This is a genomic window from Duganella fentianensis (genome assembly GCF_009857835.1).
In the GTDB taxonomy this organism is placed as follows: Bacteria; Pseudomonadota; Gammaproteobacteria; order Burkholderiales; family Burkholderiaceae_D; genus Rugamonas; species Rugamonas fentianensis.
Genome location: NZ_WWCL01000001.1, coordinates 873174 through 888689, shown reverse-complemented (window position 1 = coordinate 888689; position 15516 = coordinate 873174). Strand labels below are relative to the sequence as shown.

General features: G+C 58.4%; 12 protein-coding genes. 10 read left to right on the top strand and 2 right to left on the bottom strand.

The window, feature by feature from the left end:
• Positions 1-75: 75 nt before the first annotated feature.
• A complete protein-coding gene (locus tag GTP23_RS03835; protein WP_161033928.1) occupies positions 76-1392 on the top strand; it encodes an ATP-binding protein in 1317 nt (438 codons plus the stop codon).
• Positions 1359-2369, top strand: coding sequence for a response regulator (locus GTP23_RS03830; RefSeq protein WP_161033927.1), 1011 nt, complete (start codon positions 1359-1361; stop codon positions 2367-2369). Before GTP23_RS03835 ends, GTP23_RS03830 begins: the two co-directional genes overlap by 34 nt.
• Positions 2370-2389: 20 nt before the next feature.
• Here GTP23_RS03830 and GTP23_RS03825 read toward each other — a convergent pair whose 3' ends face one another.
• Positions 2390-4927, bottom strand: a complete 2538-nt coding sequence (locus GTP23_RS03825) for an ABC transporter permease (RefSeq protein WP_161033926.1) — start codon at positions 4925-4927, stop codon at positions 2390-2392.
• Positions 4928-4933: 6 nt separating this feature from the next.
• On the bottom strand, positions 4934-5941 hold the full coding sequence (locus tag GTP23_RS03820; RefSeq protein WP_161033925.1) for an adenosine deaminase: 1008 nt from the start codon (positions 5939-5941) through the stop codon (positions 4934-4936).
• 410 nt (positions 5942-6351) lie between these two features.
• Here GTP23_RS03820 and GTP23_RS03815 point away from each other — a divergent pair, with 410 nt between their 5' ends.
• The 8 genes from GTP23_RS03815 (at position 6352) to GTP23_RS03780 (ending at position 15493) form a co-directional block, all read left to right on the top strand.
• On the top strand, positions 6352-8274 hold the full coding sequence (locus GTP23_RS03815; RefSeq protein WP_155433225.1) for a PrkA family serine protein kinase: 1923 nt from the start codon (positions 6352-6354) through the stop codon (positions 8272-8274).
• Positions 8275-8329: 55 nt separating this feature from the next.
• Positions 8330-9601: a YeaH/YhbH family protein gene (locus tag GTP23_RS03810; protein ID WP_161033924.1), complete on the top strand. Its 1272-nt coding sequence runs from the start codon at positions 8330-8332 to the stop codon at positions 9599-9601.
• Positions 9598-11136 (top strand): SpoVR family protein, encoded by a 1539-nt coding sequence (locus tag GTP23_RS03805; protein ID WP_161033923.1) that lies wholly within the window; start codon positions 9598-9600, stop codon positions 11134-11136. Before GTP23_RS03810 ends, GTP23_RS03805 begins: the two co-directional genes overlap by 4 nt.
• 502 nt (positions 11137-11638) lie before the next feature.
• Positions 11639-12298 (top strand): energy transducer TonB, encoded by a 660-nt coding sequence (locus tag GTP23_RS03800; RefSeq protein WP_161033922.1) that lies wholly within the window; start codon positions 11639-11641, stop codon positions 12296-12298.
• Positions 12299-12380: 82 nt separating this feature from the next.
• Positions 12381-13280: a MotA/TolQ/ExbB proton channel family protein gene (locus GTP23_RS03795; RefSeq protein ID WP_155433221.1), complete on the top strand. Its 900-nt coding sequence runs from the start codon at positions 12381-12383 to the stop codon at positions 13278-13280.
• Between the two features lie 6 nt (positions 13281-13286).
• Positions 13287-13715, top strand: coding sequence for an ExbD/TolR family protein (locus GTP23_RS03790; RefSeq protein ID WP_155433220.1), 429 nt, complete (start codon positions 13287-13289; stop codon positions 13713-13715).
• Between the two features lie 58 nt (positions 13716-13773).
• Positions 13774-14205: an ExbD/TolR family protein gene (locus GTP23_RS03785; RefSeq protein WP_196308697.1), complete on the top strand. Its 432-nt coding sequence runs from the start codon at positions 13774-13776 to the stop codon at positions 14203-14205.
• A gap of 67 nt (positions 14206-14272) precedes the next feature.
• Positions 14273-15493 (top strand): tetratricopeptide repeat protein, encoded by a 1221-nt coding sequence (locus GTP23_RS03780; protein ID WP_229255906.1) that lies wholly within the window; start codon positions 14273-14275, stop codon positions 15491-15493.
• Positions 15494-15516: the final 23 nt, after the last annotated feature.

The following is a 15516-nucleotide window of genomic DNA, read 5'->3' as shown; positions in this document are numbered from 1 at the left end:
AATGGCTGATCCGATAGATTCAAACACGCAACAAAATCAGGCGATGATGGCGCTTTGACAAAAATCAATCCCCTCATGCCCCTCAACCTTTTCGCCTCCAGCAAGTCCCGCCTGCAAGCGTGCGTGCACAACCTGCTGCAATACCATGGACAGGAGCGGCATGCCACCAAGCGCGTGCTGCTGCTGGCGGGCATAGGCACGGTCAGCATGCCGCTCTACTACCTGATCTGGCACCATTTTTTCCCGCAGGAATACGAATCGCTGCCGCTGCGGGCGCTCGGCATCGCGCTCTGCATGCTGGGCCTGTTCGCACGGCGCTACCGGCCACCCGTGCTGCGTGCCTATCTGCTGCTCACCCTCAGCTATGTGCTGCCCTTCTTCTTCACCTTCATGTTCCTGATGAACCACGCTTCCGGCGTCTGGGGCGAATCGCTGCTGATTGCGCTGGTGCTGCTGTTCCACTTCGAAACGGCGCTGGCCCTGCAAGCCTATCTGGCCGGCACACTGGCGGCCTGCCTTGCCGCCAGCATCATGGGCGAAAGCGCCACCCTGCTCAGCAAGGCCGCGCTGCAGCAGCTCCCCATCCACTGGTTCACCATGGCCGTGCTGTCCGTGGCCAAAGTAAGCCGCCACATGCTGGCACAGGAAAAGCTGGCCGGCCTCGGTGCAGGGCTGGCCAGCGTGGCACATGAACTGCGCACCCCGCTCAGCAGCGTGAATGCCAATGTGCGCGGGCTGCTGCGCATGGTGAGCACAGGCATCTGCCGCAACGGCGAGGAAAAACTGGGCGCCATCGATGCGCTGGCGCGCATACAGTTCGAAGTGCGCCATATGAACCACATGATCGATCTGTTCCTGCTCAGTGCCGGTGCCGTGCGGCAGAATCTGCGTGCAGTCGAAATGCTGCCCATGCACGCCACGGTGGACGCCATGCTGCAGCGCTATCCGTTTGTCAGCGACGCGCAGAAACATCACGTCGTCATCGAGCTGCGCCGCGATTTCCAGTTCGCCGGCCAGAGCGAACTGGCGGTGGTGGTGTTGCTCAATCTGCTCCGCAATGCCCTGAAAGCCATACAGCGCGCCGGCAAAGGACGGGTGCGCATCATCATCGATGGCCAGCACCAGCCGCCCCGACTGCTGTTCATCGACACCGGCTGCGGCATTGCGTCCCACCACCTGCCGCTGATCTTCCGCCGCTTCTACTCCTATCCGGCACACAACGGCAGCGGCATCGGTCTGGCGCTCTGCCAGGACATACTGCGCGCCTGGAATGGCCGCATCCGCTGCGTCACGCGCGAGCAGGCCTACGCCATCTTCATACTCGAATTTCCCCCCAGTCAGCACCCGCGAGGTAAGTCATGCATTTTCCCGTCTACGCCCACCCCACTCTGACCGTGCTGGTCGACGATAGCTGCTCCTTTTTGCGCAGCCTGTCATTCCAGCTCGATCCCGTCCTGCCCACACTGGCCTTTGACGATGCACATGCCGCCCAGCGCTGGCTGGGGCGCGAACGGTTGCCGGAGCGGGTGCCGCTGCAGGTGAATTTCGACATGCAGAATCTGCCGGCCGACCAGTGCAATGTGGCCATCGATCTGGAGTGGATCTACCGCATCTGCGAACAGCCCCAGCGCTTTGCCACCCCTTCCGTGGTGGTGGTGGACTACTCGATGCCGCAGATGAACGGACTGGAATTCTGCGCCGCAATAGCCCACCTGCCCTGCAAGAAGATACTGTTCACCGGAGCGGCCGACGAGAAGATCGCCGTCAACGCCTTCAACCGCGGCCTGATCGACCGCTACATCCAGAAGAGCGATCCGCAGGCGCTGGACCAGCTGGAACAGCAGATCCGCACCCTGCAGCACGCCTATTTCGACGACCGCGAAGAAACCCTGCGCGATCTGGTGCTGCTGCACCACTACCACTTCCTCACCGATCCCGTGCTGGCCCGCCTGATCGACACGCTGCGGGTCCGTCTCGGCATCGTCGAACACTATGTATTCCCCAATCCCAGCGGCATACTGCTGATCGATCAGCATGGCAAAACCCGTTTGCTGATGATAGAAACGGCCGAAGGCATGTTTGCCCAGTTTGAAATCGCGCGCGACAGCGATGCCCCCCCCGCCTTGCTGGAAGCCCTGCTATCCAAGCGCGTGCTGCCGTTCTTCCACGATCCGCACGGCGACACCATGTACCGGCCCGACATCGGCGACCAGTGGCACCGCTACTGCGCGGCGGCGCAAGTCTGTGAAGGCCGGCAGACGTATTACTGGGCCCTGTTCGACCTGCCCGCGCACTACTTCCAGCAGCCGCCGTATGCCTATGCCACTTTTCTCAGCCTGCGCCGTACGCCCGAATGCAGCAGCGTCTGAGGCGATGGCAGCTTAGGCACTCAGGCTTCGCGCAGCGTCTGCAGCGGCGGCTGGCGCAGCACATTGCGCAGGCCCAGCCAGCCACCGGCCATGGCGCACAGGCCGCCGGCCAGCAAGCCTATCAGCCAGACCGAAGGCGTGAAGCTCCAGGCAAATTTGAACTGGTAGGTAGCCAGCGCCCAGCCCATGACGGCGGCCGCCGTGGCCGCCAGCAGGCCGGACAGCCCTCCCACCAGCAGGAACTCGATCAGCTGGGCCTGCGCTAGCTGGGCGCGGGTGGCGCCCAGCGCGCGCAGCAGCGCCGCTTCGCGTGTGCGTTCATCCTGCGATCCCATCAGCGCCGCATACAGCACCAGCAGGCCGGAAGCGAGCGTGAAGATGAACAGGAACTCCACCGCCGTAATGACCTGGTCGAGCACCTGCTGCACCTGCTGCAGGATGGCGCCCACATCGACGATGGTCAGATTCGGATAATCGCGCGTCAGCGCATTCATCAGGCCGGCCTGCGCCAGCGGCAGATGGAAGGCCGTGAGCCAGCTTTGCGACACTTCCGTCATGGCCGCCGGATTGATAATCACAAAGAAGTTGACCCGCATCGAGCCCCATTCCAGCTTGCGCAGGCTGGTGATGGTCGCTTCCACCGGCGCGCCGGCGATATCGAAGCGCAGCTTGTCGCCCAGCTGCCACTTGAGCGTCTTGGCAATGCCTTCTTCCACCGAGGCTTCCGGCGCACCGGGCCGGTCGGCAAACCACTGCCCCGCCACGATCTTGTTCTCGGCCTGCATCTGCGCCATGGTGGACAGATTGAATTCGCGGTCGGCCAGACCGCGCGCCCGTTCATCCGTATAAGTGTCGGCCGTCACGGCCACGCCGTTCACGGCCGTCAGACGGCCACGGATCATAGGATACTGGGGCGCATAGCTGACGCCTGCTGCCTGCAGCCGGCGCGCAATATCAGCCGACTGCTCGGGCTGAATATTGATGATGAAGCGGTTGGGCGCATCGGCCGGCGTGGCCTTGCGCCAGGCCGTCATCAGATCGCCGCGCACCACCGTCAGCACCAGCAGCGCCATCAGTCCCAGCGCCAGCGCCACCACCTGCACCAGCGTCGCGCTGGGGCGGCGCTGCAACGAGGTCAGGGCAAAGCGCCAGCTCTGGTGATCGATCAGGCCGCGCAGTGGCTTGAGTGCGGCCAGTCCCAGCCAGCCCACCAGTGCAAACAGGCCGAAGGCAGCAGCAAAACCCAGCGCCGTGTACAGCGCCAGCTGGGCATCGCCGGCCTGCCAGAACAGCAGGGCACAGAAACCGGCCAGACCCAGCCCGTAGGTAGCCAGCGCCGCCACCCGCGGCGGCTCCTGCTCGCGCCGTATCACGCGGTTATGCGGCACTTTGCGCAGTTGCAGAATAGGCGGCAGGGCAAACGCGGCCAGCAACAGCACGCCCGTGCCCAGTCCCTGCAGGGCCGGATACAGCGAAGGTGGCGGTAATTCATTGCCGACCAGCGTGGCCAGTGCCTGCAGCAGCACATGGTGGGCGCCATAACCTATCAGCACGCCGGCCAGGCTGCCGGCCAGCCCCACCAGCAGAAATTCGATCAGATACATGGCCGTCACCTGATTCTGGGTCAGGCCCAGACAGCGCAGCATGGCACAGGCATCGAGGTGGCGCTGCATGAAGCGGCGCGCCGCCATGGCCACGGCCACGGCCGCCAGCAAGGCTGACAGCAAACCCACCAGCGACAGGAAGTGGTCGGCCCGTTCCAGCGTGGCGCGCATTTCGCCGCGGCCGCTGGCCAGCGTTTCTATCCGCACGCCCTTGATATTGTTGGCGCTGATCTGCTGCTCCAGCCACTCGCCAAACAGGCCTGCTGCCTGCGTGCCGGCCTTTTGGCCAGCGGCGCCGGCCACCAGCAGGCGGTAGGTCACACGCGAACCGGGCTGGATCAGATTGGTGGCGGGCAGGTCGTCCAGTGCCAGCAATACGCGCGGAGCAAAGGCCATGAAGTTGGCGCCCCGGTCCGGCTCGGCCGCGATCAAACGGGTGATGGTGAAACTGCGGTCGCCCAGCTTGAGCTGCTCGCCCACGCGGGTGGACAGGCTGCCCAGCAGGGCCGGATCCAGCCACACCGTACCGGCCGCCGGCACATCCTGCGTGGTCTCGCCCTGCCCCTGCTGGGCGGCCAGCAGATCGGTGCTGGTGCGCAGATGGCCGCGCAATGGGTAGCCGGCGCCGACCGCCTTCAGCGCCGCCAGCACGGAGCGCGACTGCTCGCCCTCGCCCACCTGCGCCATGCTGACGAAGCTGACCACATCGGCCAGCACCAGACCACGCCGCTGCGCTTCCGCGCGCCATGCGGGATTGACGGGCAGATCGGCATTGATCACCACATCGGCGCCTATCAGCTGGCGCGCATCGCGGTCCAGTCCCGCACGCAGCCGGTCGATGAAGAAACCGGTGGCCGAGAGTGCCGCCACGGCCACGGTCAGCGCCATCAGCAGGAAACGCAACTGGCCGGCACGCCAGTCGCGCAAAGTCATTTTCAGGGCGAGCGCAAACATGGGGGCTTACAGGGCAGCGAAATAGGCGTCGACTTCGTCCAGCAAGGCCTGCTTCTGCGCGGCCGGCAGGAAGGCTGCCGCAAAGCTGTTGCGCGCCAGCCGCTGCGCATGGTGCAGGCCTAGCGGCAAGGCTGCGAAGGCCGCTTCGAAGTTGGCATTCATATAGCCGCCGAAATAGGCCGGATCGTCGGAATTAACGGTGGCCATGATGCCGGCATCGAGCAATTGCAGCAGATTGTGCTGGCCCATGTCGCCAAATACGCACAGTTTGATGTTCGATAGCGGGCAGACGGTGAGCGCAACCTGCTCGCGCGCCAGCCGCTGTACCAGCGCAGCGTCGTCCGTGCAGCGCACGCCGTGGTCGATACGTTCCACCTGCAAGGTATCGAGTGCCGTGCTGATATAGGCTGGCGGGCCTTCTTCGCCGGCATGGGCTACCAGATGGAAACCCAGTTCCTTGCAGCGTGCAAAGACGCGGGCGAATTTTTCCGGCGGGTTGCCGCGCTCGGAAGAATCGAGCCCGATGCCGATAAATTTGTCGCGGTGCGGCAGCGCTGCTTCCAGCGTGGCAAACGCATCCTCCTCCGACAGATGGCGCAGGAAACTCAGGATCAGCGTGGCTGAGACGGGGCTATCCTGACAGGCACGGTAGATGCCGGCTATCACGGTCTGCATGGGCACGCCGCGTGCCGTGTGAGTTTGCGGGTCGAAGAAGATTTCCGCGTGGCGCACGTTGTCCGCCGCAGCGCGCTGCAGATAGGCTGCCGTCATGTCGTAGAAATCCTGTTCCTTGAGCAGCACGCTGGCACCGGCGTAATAGATATCGAGGAAGGACTGCAGATCGGTGAAGGCATAGGCGGCACGCAGCGCTTCCACACTGGGGTAGGCCAGGCTCACATTGTTGCGCTGCGCCAGCGCGAAGATCAGCTCCGGTTCCAGCGAACCTTCGATGTGGATATGCAGTTCGGCTTTGGGCATCTGCTGCACGATCGTGCGCAATTGGGGATTCAGCATGGTCGGTTTTCCTGTTGCGTAGAATTGAATGGGCACATCTTAGCGCATGCCTGCGCTGTGCGTCAGAAAGCCCTGTGCCTGCTGGTCATCTGCTCCGTTTGCGCTGCGATCAGCAGACCACGCGCAAGCGTGCTACTGTGACATAAGAAGTGGCCCGCCACAGCACGACAATTATTTTGACTTCCGTATCCAATAGCGCAATAATCAATTTCACAAACGTAAGAAGCATTACGCACCACACATATAAGCCGTCCGGCAATAAAGCCAGCTCATCGTTACGGGCAATCCGTAATACATAAAGAAGCGGGCCAGAAGAATAAGAAGATCAGAAAAGGTAGGCATCGTTCCGAACCGGCCACCATTAACCGGTTCACGCGACCAGTAGGTTCACATTAAAAAAGGACATACAAATGACCATTTTTGACAACTACGCCGCACGCTACGAACGCACCAGAGAAGAAGAGATGTCCATGAAGGAATATCTCGAGCTCTGCAAAAAAGATAAGCTGACTTATGCGAGCGCGCCGGAGCGCATGCTGGCCGCCATCGGCGAGCCCACGCTGGTGGACACGCGCAACGATACGCGGCTGTCGCGCATCTTTGCCAACAAGGTCATCAAGATCTATCCGGCTTTCCGCGAGTTCTACGGCACGGAAGAAGTGATAGAACAGGTGGTGTCCTATTTCCGCCATGCCGCGCAAGGACTGGAAGAACGCAAGCAGATCCTGTACCTGCTGGGGCCGGTGGGCGGCGGTAAATCATCGATTGCGGAAAAACTCAAATCGCTGATGGAACATGTGCCGTTCTACTGCCTGAAAGGTTCGCCCGTCAACGAATCGCCGCTGGGCCTGTTCAACGAAGAGGAAGATGGCACGCTGCTTGAAGAAGATTACGGCATACCGCGACGCTATCTGCGCAACATCCCCAGCCCGTGGGCTGTCAAGCGCCTGCATGAATTCAATGGCGACATCAACCAGTTCCGCGTGGTCAAGCGCTACCCTTCCGTACTGAAACAGGTGGCGATTTCCAAGACGGAACCGGGCGATGAAAACAATCAGGATATTTCTTCGCTGGTGGGCAAGGTCGACATCCGCAAGCTGGAAGACTATTCGCAGGATGATCCCGATGCCTACAGCTATTCGGGCGGCCTGTGTCTGGCCAATCAGGGCCTGATGGAATTCGTCGAAATGTTCAAGGCGCCCATCAAGGTGCTGCACCCCTTGCTGACAGCCACGCAGGAAGGCAATTACAAAGGCACGGAAGGCTTTGGCGCGATTCCGTTCGAAGGCATCATCCTGGCCCACTCCAATGAGTCGGAATGGAAGACCTTCAAGAACAACCGCAACAACGAGGCTTTCCTGGACCGTATCTACATCGTCAAAGTGCCTTACTGCCTGCGCGTGACGGACGAGATCAAGATCTACGACAAGCTGATCGCCCACTCCTCGCTGGCGCAGGCGCCGTGCGCACCGGGCACGCTGAAGATGATGGCCCAGTTCGCCATTCTGTCGCGCCTGAAAGATCCGGAAAACTCCAGCATCTTCAGCAAAATGCTCGTCTACGATGGCGAAAACCTCAAGGACACGGACCCGAAAGCCAAGTCCATGCACGAGTACGTCGACTATGCCGGGGTGGACGAAGGCATGAGCGGGCTATCCACCCGCTTCGCCTTCAAAATCCTGTCTAAAGTCTTCAACTTCGATAATACGGAAGTGGCGGCCAACCCCGTGCACCTGCTGTATGTGCTGGAACAGCAAGTCGAACGGGAACAGTTCCCGCCCGAAACGGAGCAGCGCTACTTCTCCTACATCAAAGAGCATCTGGCGCAGCGCTATGTGGAATTCATCGGCAAGGAAATCCAGACGGCCTATCTGGAAAGCTATTCCGAATATGGCCAGAACATCTTCGACCGCTACGTGACCTTTGCCGACTTCTGGATACAGGATCAGGAATACCGCGATCCCGATACGGGCGAGAGTTTCGACCGCGAATCGCTCAACAACGAACTGGAAAAGATCGAGAAACCGGCCGGCATCTCCAACCCCAAGGATTTCCGCAACGAGATCGTCAACTTCGGTTTGCGTGCGCGGGCCAATAACGGCGGCAAGAATCCGGCCTGGACCAGCTACGAAAAATTCCGCAGTGTGATCGAGAAAAAAATGTTCTCGAATACGGAAGAACTGCTGCCGGTGATTTCCTTCAATGCCAAAGCCAGTGCCGAAGATGCCAACAAGCATGCGGACTTTGTCGCCCGCATGGTGGAAAAAGGCTATACGGCCAAACAGGTCAGACTGCTGTGCGAATGGTATCTGCGGGTACGCAAGTCGTCCTAGTGTCGCGGCTTACGCCGCTGCGCGGGCAGCCTAGTAACGAGCAACGGGAGGTCATTTGACTTACCTCATCGACCGGCGTTTGCAGGGCAAGAATAAATCTGCGGTCAATCGCGAGCGCTTCCTGCGGCGCTACAAGGCCCAGATCAAGGACGCGGTGGGGCGTGCCATCAAGGGGCGCTCCATCACGGACGTGGAAAACGGCGAAAAAGTCTCCATCCCCGTCAAGGATGTGGGCGAGCCTTCATTTGGTCACGCCCATGGTGGCGTGTGGGAAACCGTTAATCCCGGCAACGAGGAATACCAGAAAGGCGATCTGATCAACCGTCCCCGCGGCGGCGGTGGCGCGGGACGGGGCAAGGCCGGCAATAGCGACCAGACCTCGGAAGATGATTTCATCTTCGAGCTATCGCGCGAAGAATTCATGAACTACTTCTTCGAAGATCTGGAATTGCCGCACATGGTAAAAACCCAGCTCAGCAGCAGCACCGAGTTCAAGAACCAGCGCGCCGGCTACAATATGTCCGGCACCCCGTCGAATATCCACGTACTGCGTTCCTTGCGCGGGGCGCTGGGACGGCGCATCGCCGTCGGTGGCCATGCGCGCAAACAATTGCAGCAAGCGGAAACGGAGCTGCTGCAACTGCTGCAGGATGGTGCGGCGGCCGATACGGCGCGCGTGCTGGAACTGAAAAAGCTGATTCACCATCTGCATACGCGGCTGATCGCCATCCCCTTCATCGACCCGTTCGACCTGCGCTACAGCAACCGCATCAAAGTCCCCAAGCCCATGACGCAGGCCGTGATGTTCTGCATCATGGATGTTTCCGGCTCCATGGATGAAACGCGCAAGGATACGGCCAAGCGCTTCTTCATCCTGCTGTATCTATTCCTCAAGCGCGTGTATGACAAGATAGACGTGGTCTTCATCCGCCACCACACGGCGGCGGCGGAAGTGGACGAGAACGAATTCTTCCATTCGCGCGAATCGGGCGGCACCGTGGTCTCGTCCGCGCTCAACCTGCTCAACCAGATCATCGACGAACGCTATGGCGGCGGCGCCTGGAACAGTTATGTGGCGCAAGCTTCCGATGGCGATAACTGGGATAACGATTCCATCCTGTGCCGCCAGCTGCTGGTCAACACCATCATGCCCAAGGTGCAGTACTACACCTATGTCGAGATTACCGATGGTCCGCCGCAGAACCTGTGGGAACAGTATGCCCAGGTGCCCGACCACCACGCCCATTTCGCCATGCAGAAAATCGTCACGCCGGCCGACATCTATCCGGTGTTCCGCGAACTGTTCAAGAAGCAGCCGAAATCATGAATGCCACGCCCACCCCGCGCCGCCATCCCAACGCCCTGCCCGACCAGTCCGAATGGACTTTCGAGCTGATCGAGCAGGCCCATGAAGAAATCCGCCGCGTCGCCGCCAGTTTCGGGCTGGACACCTACCCCAACCAGCTGGAAATCATCACGGCCGAGCAGATGATGGATGCCTACACTTCGGTGGGCATGCCGGTGTCCTACAACCATTGGTCATTCGGCAAGCATTTTCTGGCCACGGAAAAAAGCTATAAACGGGGCCAGATGGGGCTGGCCTATGAAATCGTCATTAACTCCAATCCCTGCATCGCCTATTTAATGGAGGAGAACAGCCTGACCATGCAGGCGCTGGTTATCGCCCACGCGGCTTACGGCCATAATTCTTTCTTTAAAGGCAACTATCTATTCCGCACCTGGACCGACGCGGAAGCCATCGTCGACTATATGGTGTTCGCCAAGAACTATATAGCCGAGTGCGAGCAACGCCACGGCATCGACGCGGTGGAACTGCTGCTCGATTCCTGCCATGCCATCCAGAACTATGGAGTGGACCGCTACAAGCGCCCGGCCCGCTTATCGCTGGCGCAGGAAAGAGCGCGCCAGAAAGAACGCGAAGCCTATATACAGTCGCAGGTGAATGAACTGTGGCGCACCTTGCCGCGCCGCGAAGAAGAGGAAGTGAGCAAGGAGGCCGTGCGCTTCCCGCCCGAGCCGGAAGAGAACCTGCTCTACTTTATCGAGAAATATGCACCATTATTGGAGCCTTGGCAGCGCGAAATGGTGCGTATCGTGCGCAAAATCTCGCAATACTTCTATCCCCAGCGCCAGACCCAGGTGATGAACGAAGGCTGGGCCACCTTCTGGCACTACACTATATTGAACCAGTTGTACGACGAAGGCGTCGTGGGCGACGGTTTTATGATGGAGTTCCTGAAGAGCCATACCAATGTGGTGTACCAGCCGCCCGTCAGCAGCCCCTACTATAGTGGCATCAATCCCTATGCCCTCGGTTTCGCCATGATGAGCGATATCCGCCGCATCTGCGAACAGCCCACCGACGAAGACAGGGCCTGGTTCCCCGACATAGCCGGCAGCGACTGGCGCAAGACGCTGGACTTCGCCATGCGCAATTTTAAAGACGAAAGCTTTATCGCCCAGTATCTTTCGCCCCGGCTGATCCGGGAATTCCATTTCTTCGCGGTACTGGACGACGACCAGAACGAAAAACTGGCAATCTCGGCTATCCACGATGAATCAGGCTACCGCTATGTACGCCAGCAACTGGCCGAGCAATACAACCTGGGCAACCGCGAACCTAATATACAGGTGTGGTCGGTGAATACGCGTGACGACCGCGCCCTCACCCTGCGGCATACGCAGTTCCAGCGCCGCCCCCTCAACCAGCAGGCCGGCGAAGTGCTCAAGCATGTGGCACGGCTATGGGGATTTGATGTACATCTGGAGACCGTCAACGCACAGGGCGAAGTGCTGAACACGCTCGAAGTCAAACGGGAAAAACGGGGACGCGGCAATTAGCACAGCAGTTAAGCAGCCCTCGTGACCAGTAATGGCAATCAGGCACAACTCTTGCAAGGTATAAAGCGGGCGAAATGCTGGCTATATACGCCAATGCATGTTGCACCGCAAAAGTCAATCTTTTTTTGCAGTGATTTCATGCAGGGCGGACGCAAGTATTTCATTGCAGTAAGATTTACAACCGAATTATCGATTGGACGTAGTAATTTTACGCACATAAAATTCCGTTTTTCGCCTTAAGGGAAAACTAAGTAATGTCGTGGTGCGTTGCGCTCACAAAATGCACTAAGGTGACTTGCAATTTGTATCAGAGTGGTGCGATGAGAGCGCTAACACCTAGGAAAACCCTATGAAATTAAAGCGATTTAAGGGATGAAAATTCTATGTAAAATCAAGAATTCGTATGTATAATTCGCCGACGTCCCGGATGCGGCTGTTGTTTTGTGTCGCCATTTTGGGGTTTAAGTAGCAACAAAAAGAGTTGGTATTGGAGAAAGCAGGCATGAATTTCACGCACAACGAGAAAAGCACCGGGAAGAACTTTACGGGCATTACCATTGTCGTTTTGTTGCACGTCCTGGTCGCTTACGGCATCGTGACTGGCTTGGGCAAACGTCTGGTAAGCAAAATGATCGCACCAGTGGAGACCAAGATCATTGAGGAGGTAAAGCCTCCTCCACCAAAGGAACTCCCACCGCCACCACCTCCGCCAGAGATGAAAGCGCCACCGCCGCCATTCATCCCGCCAGTTGAGGTGAATGTGCAGCAGCCGCCACCGGCCCAGAGCGTTATTAGCAATGCTACTAACGTCAAGCCTGCGACGACTGAACTCCAGAAGCCACAACCGCCAGCTCCGGCGGCGGCCCCTGGACCGGCAAAATCGGTGCGCACGCCAGCAGTTGCTGACATGAGCACCTGTGCCAAGCCTGAATATCCTAAGAGCTCGCTGCGTAATGAGGAAACCGGTATTACTACCGTTTCGTTCCTGATCGGGGTAGACGGCTCGGTGATGGAATCCAAAGTCACGAAGTCTTCCGGCTTCCGCGACTTGGACAAGGCAGCACAAAACGCCTTGGGTAAATGCCGATTCAAGCCAGCCACGGTTGATGGCAAGCCTGAACAGCAGTGGCAACCAGTGCAATACGTCTGGTCGCTGGATTAAACCGAGACTGTAGTCTTAGTCTCATTTATGATTTCGTTGTCAAATAGTTCAGCGATCTTATTATTATCAATTTGGAGGAAGCATGTTTAAGAATACCCGTTTGTCCGCTGTACTGGCCGCAGTGCTGTTTTCCGTGACCGCAGCCACCGCCCTGGTAAGCGCACCAGCTTTCGCTGAAGATGCGCCAGCCTCGGCAGCCGCTTCGGCACCAGCAGCCGCTCCAGCGGATGCGGCAGCTGCTCCAGCAGCAGAAGCACCAGCTGCTAAAGGCGGCAAAGAAGAAGTGGACAATCCTTACGGCTTCGAAGCTGTATGGAACGGCGGTTTCGTATCGCGCGGTACCCTGATCATCCTGTCGCTGATGTCCATGGGTTCGTGGTACATCATCATCACCAAACTGATCGACCAGATGAAGATCTTCAAACAGTCGAAAGAAACTTCGGCTAAGTTCTGGAAAGCTTCGTCGATCGCTGCTGGTTCGGCTACCCTGACCGACGGCTCGCCATTCCGCTTCATCGCTGAAACCGGCACCAAAGCAACCGCTCATCACGACGGCGCCCTGCTGGAACAAATCGACCTGTCGACCTGGGTGACCATGTCCATCCAGCGCGCTGTTGACAAAGTTCAATCGCGTCTGCAAGACGGCCTGTCCTTCCTGGCAACCGTTGGTTCGACCGCACCGTTCATCGGTCTGTTCGGTACCGTTTGGGGTATTTACAATGCACTGATCGCTATCGGCATGTCGGGTAACGCATCGATCGACAAAGTTGCAGGTCCTGTGGGTGAAGCACTGATCATGACCGCTTTCGGTCTGTTCGTTGCAGTTCCTGCCGTTCTGGGCTACAACTGGCTGGTACGTCGTAACAAGTCGGCAATGGAAGATGTACGTTCGTTCTCGGCTGACGTGCACTCCGTACTGATCTCGGGCGCAATGTCCACCAGCGAAGCTGGCCGTGCTGCTGGCGCTAAAAAGATTGGATAATTAATCATGTCGATGTCCGTAGGCTCCGATAGCGGAGACGAAGATCAAGTCATGTCAGAAATCAACACGACGCCCCTCGTGGACATCATGTTGGTTCTGCTGATTATCTTCCTGATCACGAGCCCGGTTGTTCTGAAGCTGATCAAGATCCAGCTGCCAGAAGAAACCAACCAGGTTATTCAGACCAAGCCGGAAGATGTCAACATCGTGGTAAGCAAAGATGGCGACATCTACTGGAATCAGAAGAAAATGCGCGACGCGAATGAGCTGTTCGACCTTCTGAAGGTGGAAGCAGTTAAGTTGCCTCAGCCGGAAGTACATGTACGTGGCGACCAGGAAACTCGTTACGAAGCAATCGGCAAGGTTATTTACACTACCCAGCGCGCTGGTATTCAGAAGGTCGGTTTCATCACCGAACCGCCTGATAAGGGTTAATCCCTCAAAGTGCATCGCAGACCGGTCCGCCGGTCTGCCCTTCTAAAAAGGAAACACCATGAGTATGAATGTCGGCTCCCCCGCCAGCGCAGGCGCGGATCCGGAACCAATGATGGAAATGAATATGACGCCCCTCATCGACGTGATGCTGGTGCTGATTATCATGATGATCATTACGATTCCTAAAGCCAACCACTCGGTCAACTTGAACATGCCGGTCGGCACCCCGCCACCGCCTGTAAAAGAACCTGTGGTCATCACGATTGACGTCGACTTCGACGGTACGATTCTGTGGGATAACGCTGTCGTTCCTGACCGCGGCACCCTGGAAGCGAAACTGACCGATGTCGCAGCGCAAGCTGATCAGCCGGAAGTGCATCTGCGTCCGAACAAGCTGGTGTCGTATAAAGTCGTGGCAGGCGTGATGGCTTCGGCTCAACGTCTGGGCGTGACCAAAATTGGTCTGGTCGGTAACGAACAGTTCCAATAAACAGTTATATGTTCAACAATAGGCAGGACCATTCCTGCCTATTTCGCATTTTGATGAAAGAATATCCATGACCAAGTTTCGTCTCGCTCATCTCGGCCTGGTAATGGCCGCTATTGGCTTCACTGCAGCAGCTCCTCTGGCCGGTCTTTCCTCGGTTGCTTACGCTGCCGAAGCAGTGCGCGCTGAAATCGGCAAACCATTGCAAGAAGCACAGAAACTGGCCGCAGCCGGCAAGAACAAGGAAGCGCTGGCTAAACTGAAAGAAACCGACGCTGTCGGTGGCAAGTCCCCGAATGAAATCTACATGATCGAGCGCACCCGCGCTTCGGCCGCAGCTGCCGCTGGCGATAACGACGCCGCCGCCAAGGCCTTCGAAACGGTCATCAACTCCGGCAAGCTGGCGCCTGCCGAAGCACCGAAATTCACCCAGGCTCTGGCAGGTATCTACTACCGCGCCAAGGACTACCCTAAAGCCATTACCTGGATCCAGCGTGCACTGAAGGACAATCCTGGCGATGCCCAGATGCACGAACTGCTGATCCAGACCTACTACATCAGCGGCAAATATGCTGAAGCGGCCAAAGAACTGCAAGGCACCAAAGGCGCTTCGGAAGCATCGCTGCAAATGCTGGCCAACATCCAGCTGAAACAGAACGATAAAGAAGGCTATGTCCAGACCCTGGAAAAACTGGCTGGCGCCTATCCTAAGTCGAGCTACTGGGCCGACCTGCTGAACCGCGTTTCCGGCAAGCCTGGTTTTGCTTCCTCGCTGTCGCTGGACGTGCTGCGTCTGCGTCTGGCCAACGGCCTGCTGACCAAGCCTAGCGAATTCATGGAAATGTCGCAGCTGGCACTGCAAGCTGGCAATGCTGCCGAAGCCGTCAAGATCATCGATCAGGGCTACAAAAAAGGCGCACTGGGTACCGGTTCCGATGCTAGCCGTCACCAGCGTCTGAAAGATCTGGCTGCCAAGACCCAGACCGAGTTCGAAGCCAAGCAGGCTGCTGCCGAAGCGGAAGCCGTCAAAGCCAAAGATGCCGACGCCCTGTCCAACATGGGCTTCGCGCTGGTTACCGCTGGCAAGGCTGACAAAGGTCTGGCGCTGATGGAACAGGCTGTGAAACTCGACAGCGCCCGCAATCCGGAAGCTGCCAAGCTGCATCTGGGTATCGCTCAGTCCATCGCCGGCAAGAAAGCGGCTGCGCTGACCACCCTGAAATCGGTCAAAGGCAAAGACGGCGCTGCCGATCTGGCCCGTTACTGGACCCTGAACCTGAACCGTTCGTAATTTTTAACGGTTGTAGCGTTCCC

Excerpts from the sequence above, each read along its gene's own strand:
- GTP23_RS03790 (WP_155433220.1), top strand. The coding sequence starts at position 13,287 with ATGTCGATGTCCGTAGGCTCCGATAGCGGAGACGAAGATCAAGTCATG.
- GTP23_RS03815 (WP_155433225.1), top strand. The coding sequence starts at position 6,352 with ATGACCATTTTTGACAACTACGCCGCACGCTACGAACGCACCAGAGAA.
- GTP23_RS03805 (WP_161033923.1), top strand. The coding sequence starts at position 9,598 with ATGAATGCCACGCCCACCCCGCGCCGCCATCCCAACGCCCTGCCCGAC.
- GTP23_RS03785 (WP_196308697.1), top strand. The coding sequence starts at position 13,774 with ATGAGTATGAATGTCGGCTCCCCCGCCAGCGCAGGCGCGGATCCGGAA.
- GTP23_RS03830 (WP_161033927.1), top strand. The coding sequence starts at position 1,359 with ATGCATTTTCCCGTCTACGCCCACCCCACTCTGACCGTGCTGGTCGAC.
- GTP23_RS03820 (WP_161033925.1), bottom strand. The coding sequence starts at position 5,941 with ATGCTGAATCCCCAATTGCGCACGATCGTGCAGCAGATGCCCAAAGCC.
- GTP23_RS03825 (WP_161033926.1), bottom strand. The coding sequence starts at position 4,927 with ATGTTTGCGCTCGCCCTGAAAATGACTTTGCGCGACTGGCGTGCCGGC.
- GTP23_RS03835 (WP_161033928.1), top strand. The coding sequence starts at position 76 with ATGCCCCTCAACCTTTTCGCCTCCAGCAAGTCCCGCCTGCAAGCGTGC.
- GTP23_RS03780 (WP_229255906.1), top strand. The coding sequence starts at position 14,273 with ATGACCAAGTTTCGTCTCGCTCATCTCGGCCTGGTAATGGCCGCTATT.
- GTP23_RS03795 (WP_155433221.1), top strand. The coding sequence starts at position 12,381 with ATGTTTAAGAATACCCGTTTGTCCGCTGTACTGGCCGCAGTGCTGTTT.
- GTP23_RS03800 (WP_161033922.1), top strand. The coding sequence starts at position 11,639 with ATGAATTTCACGCACAACGAGAAAAGCACCGGGAAGAACTTTACGGGC.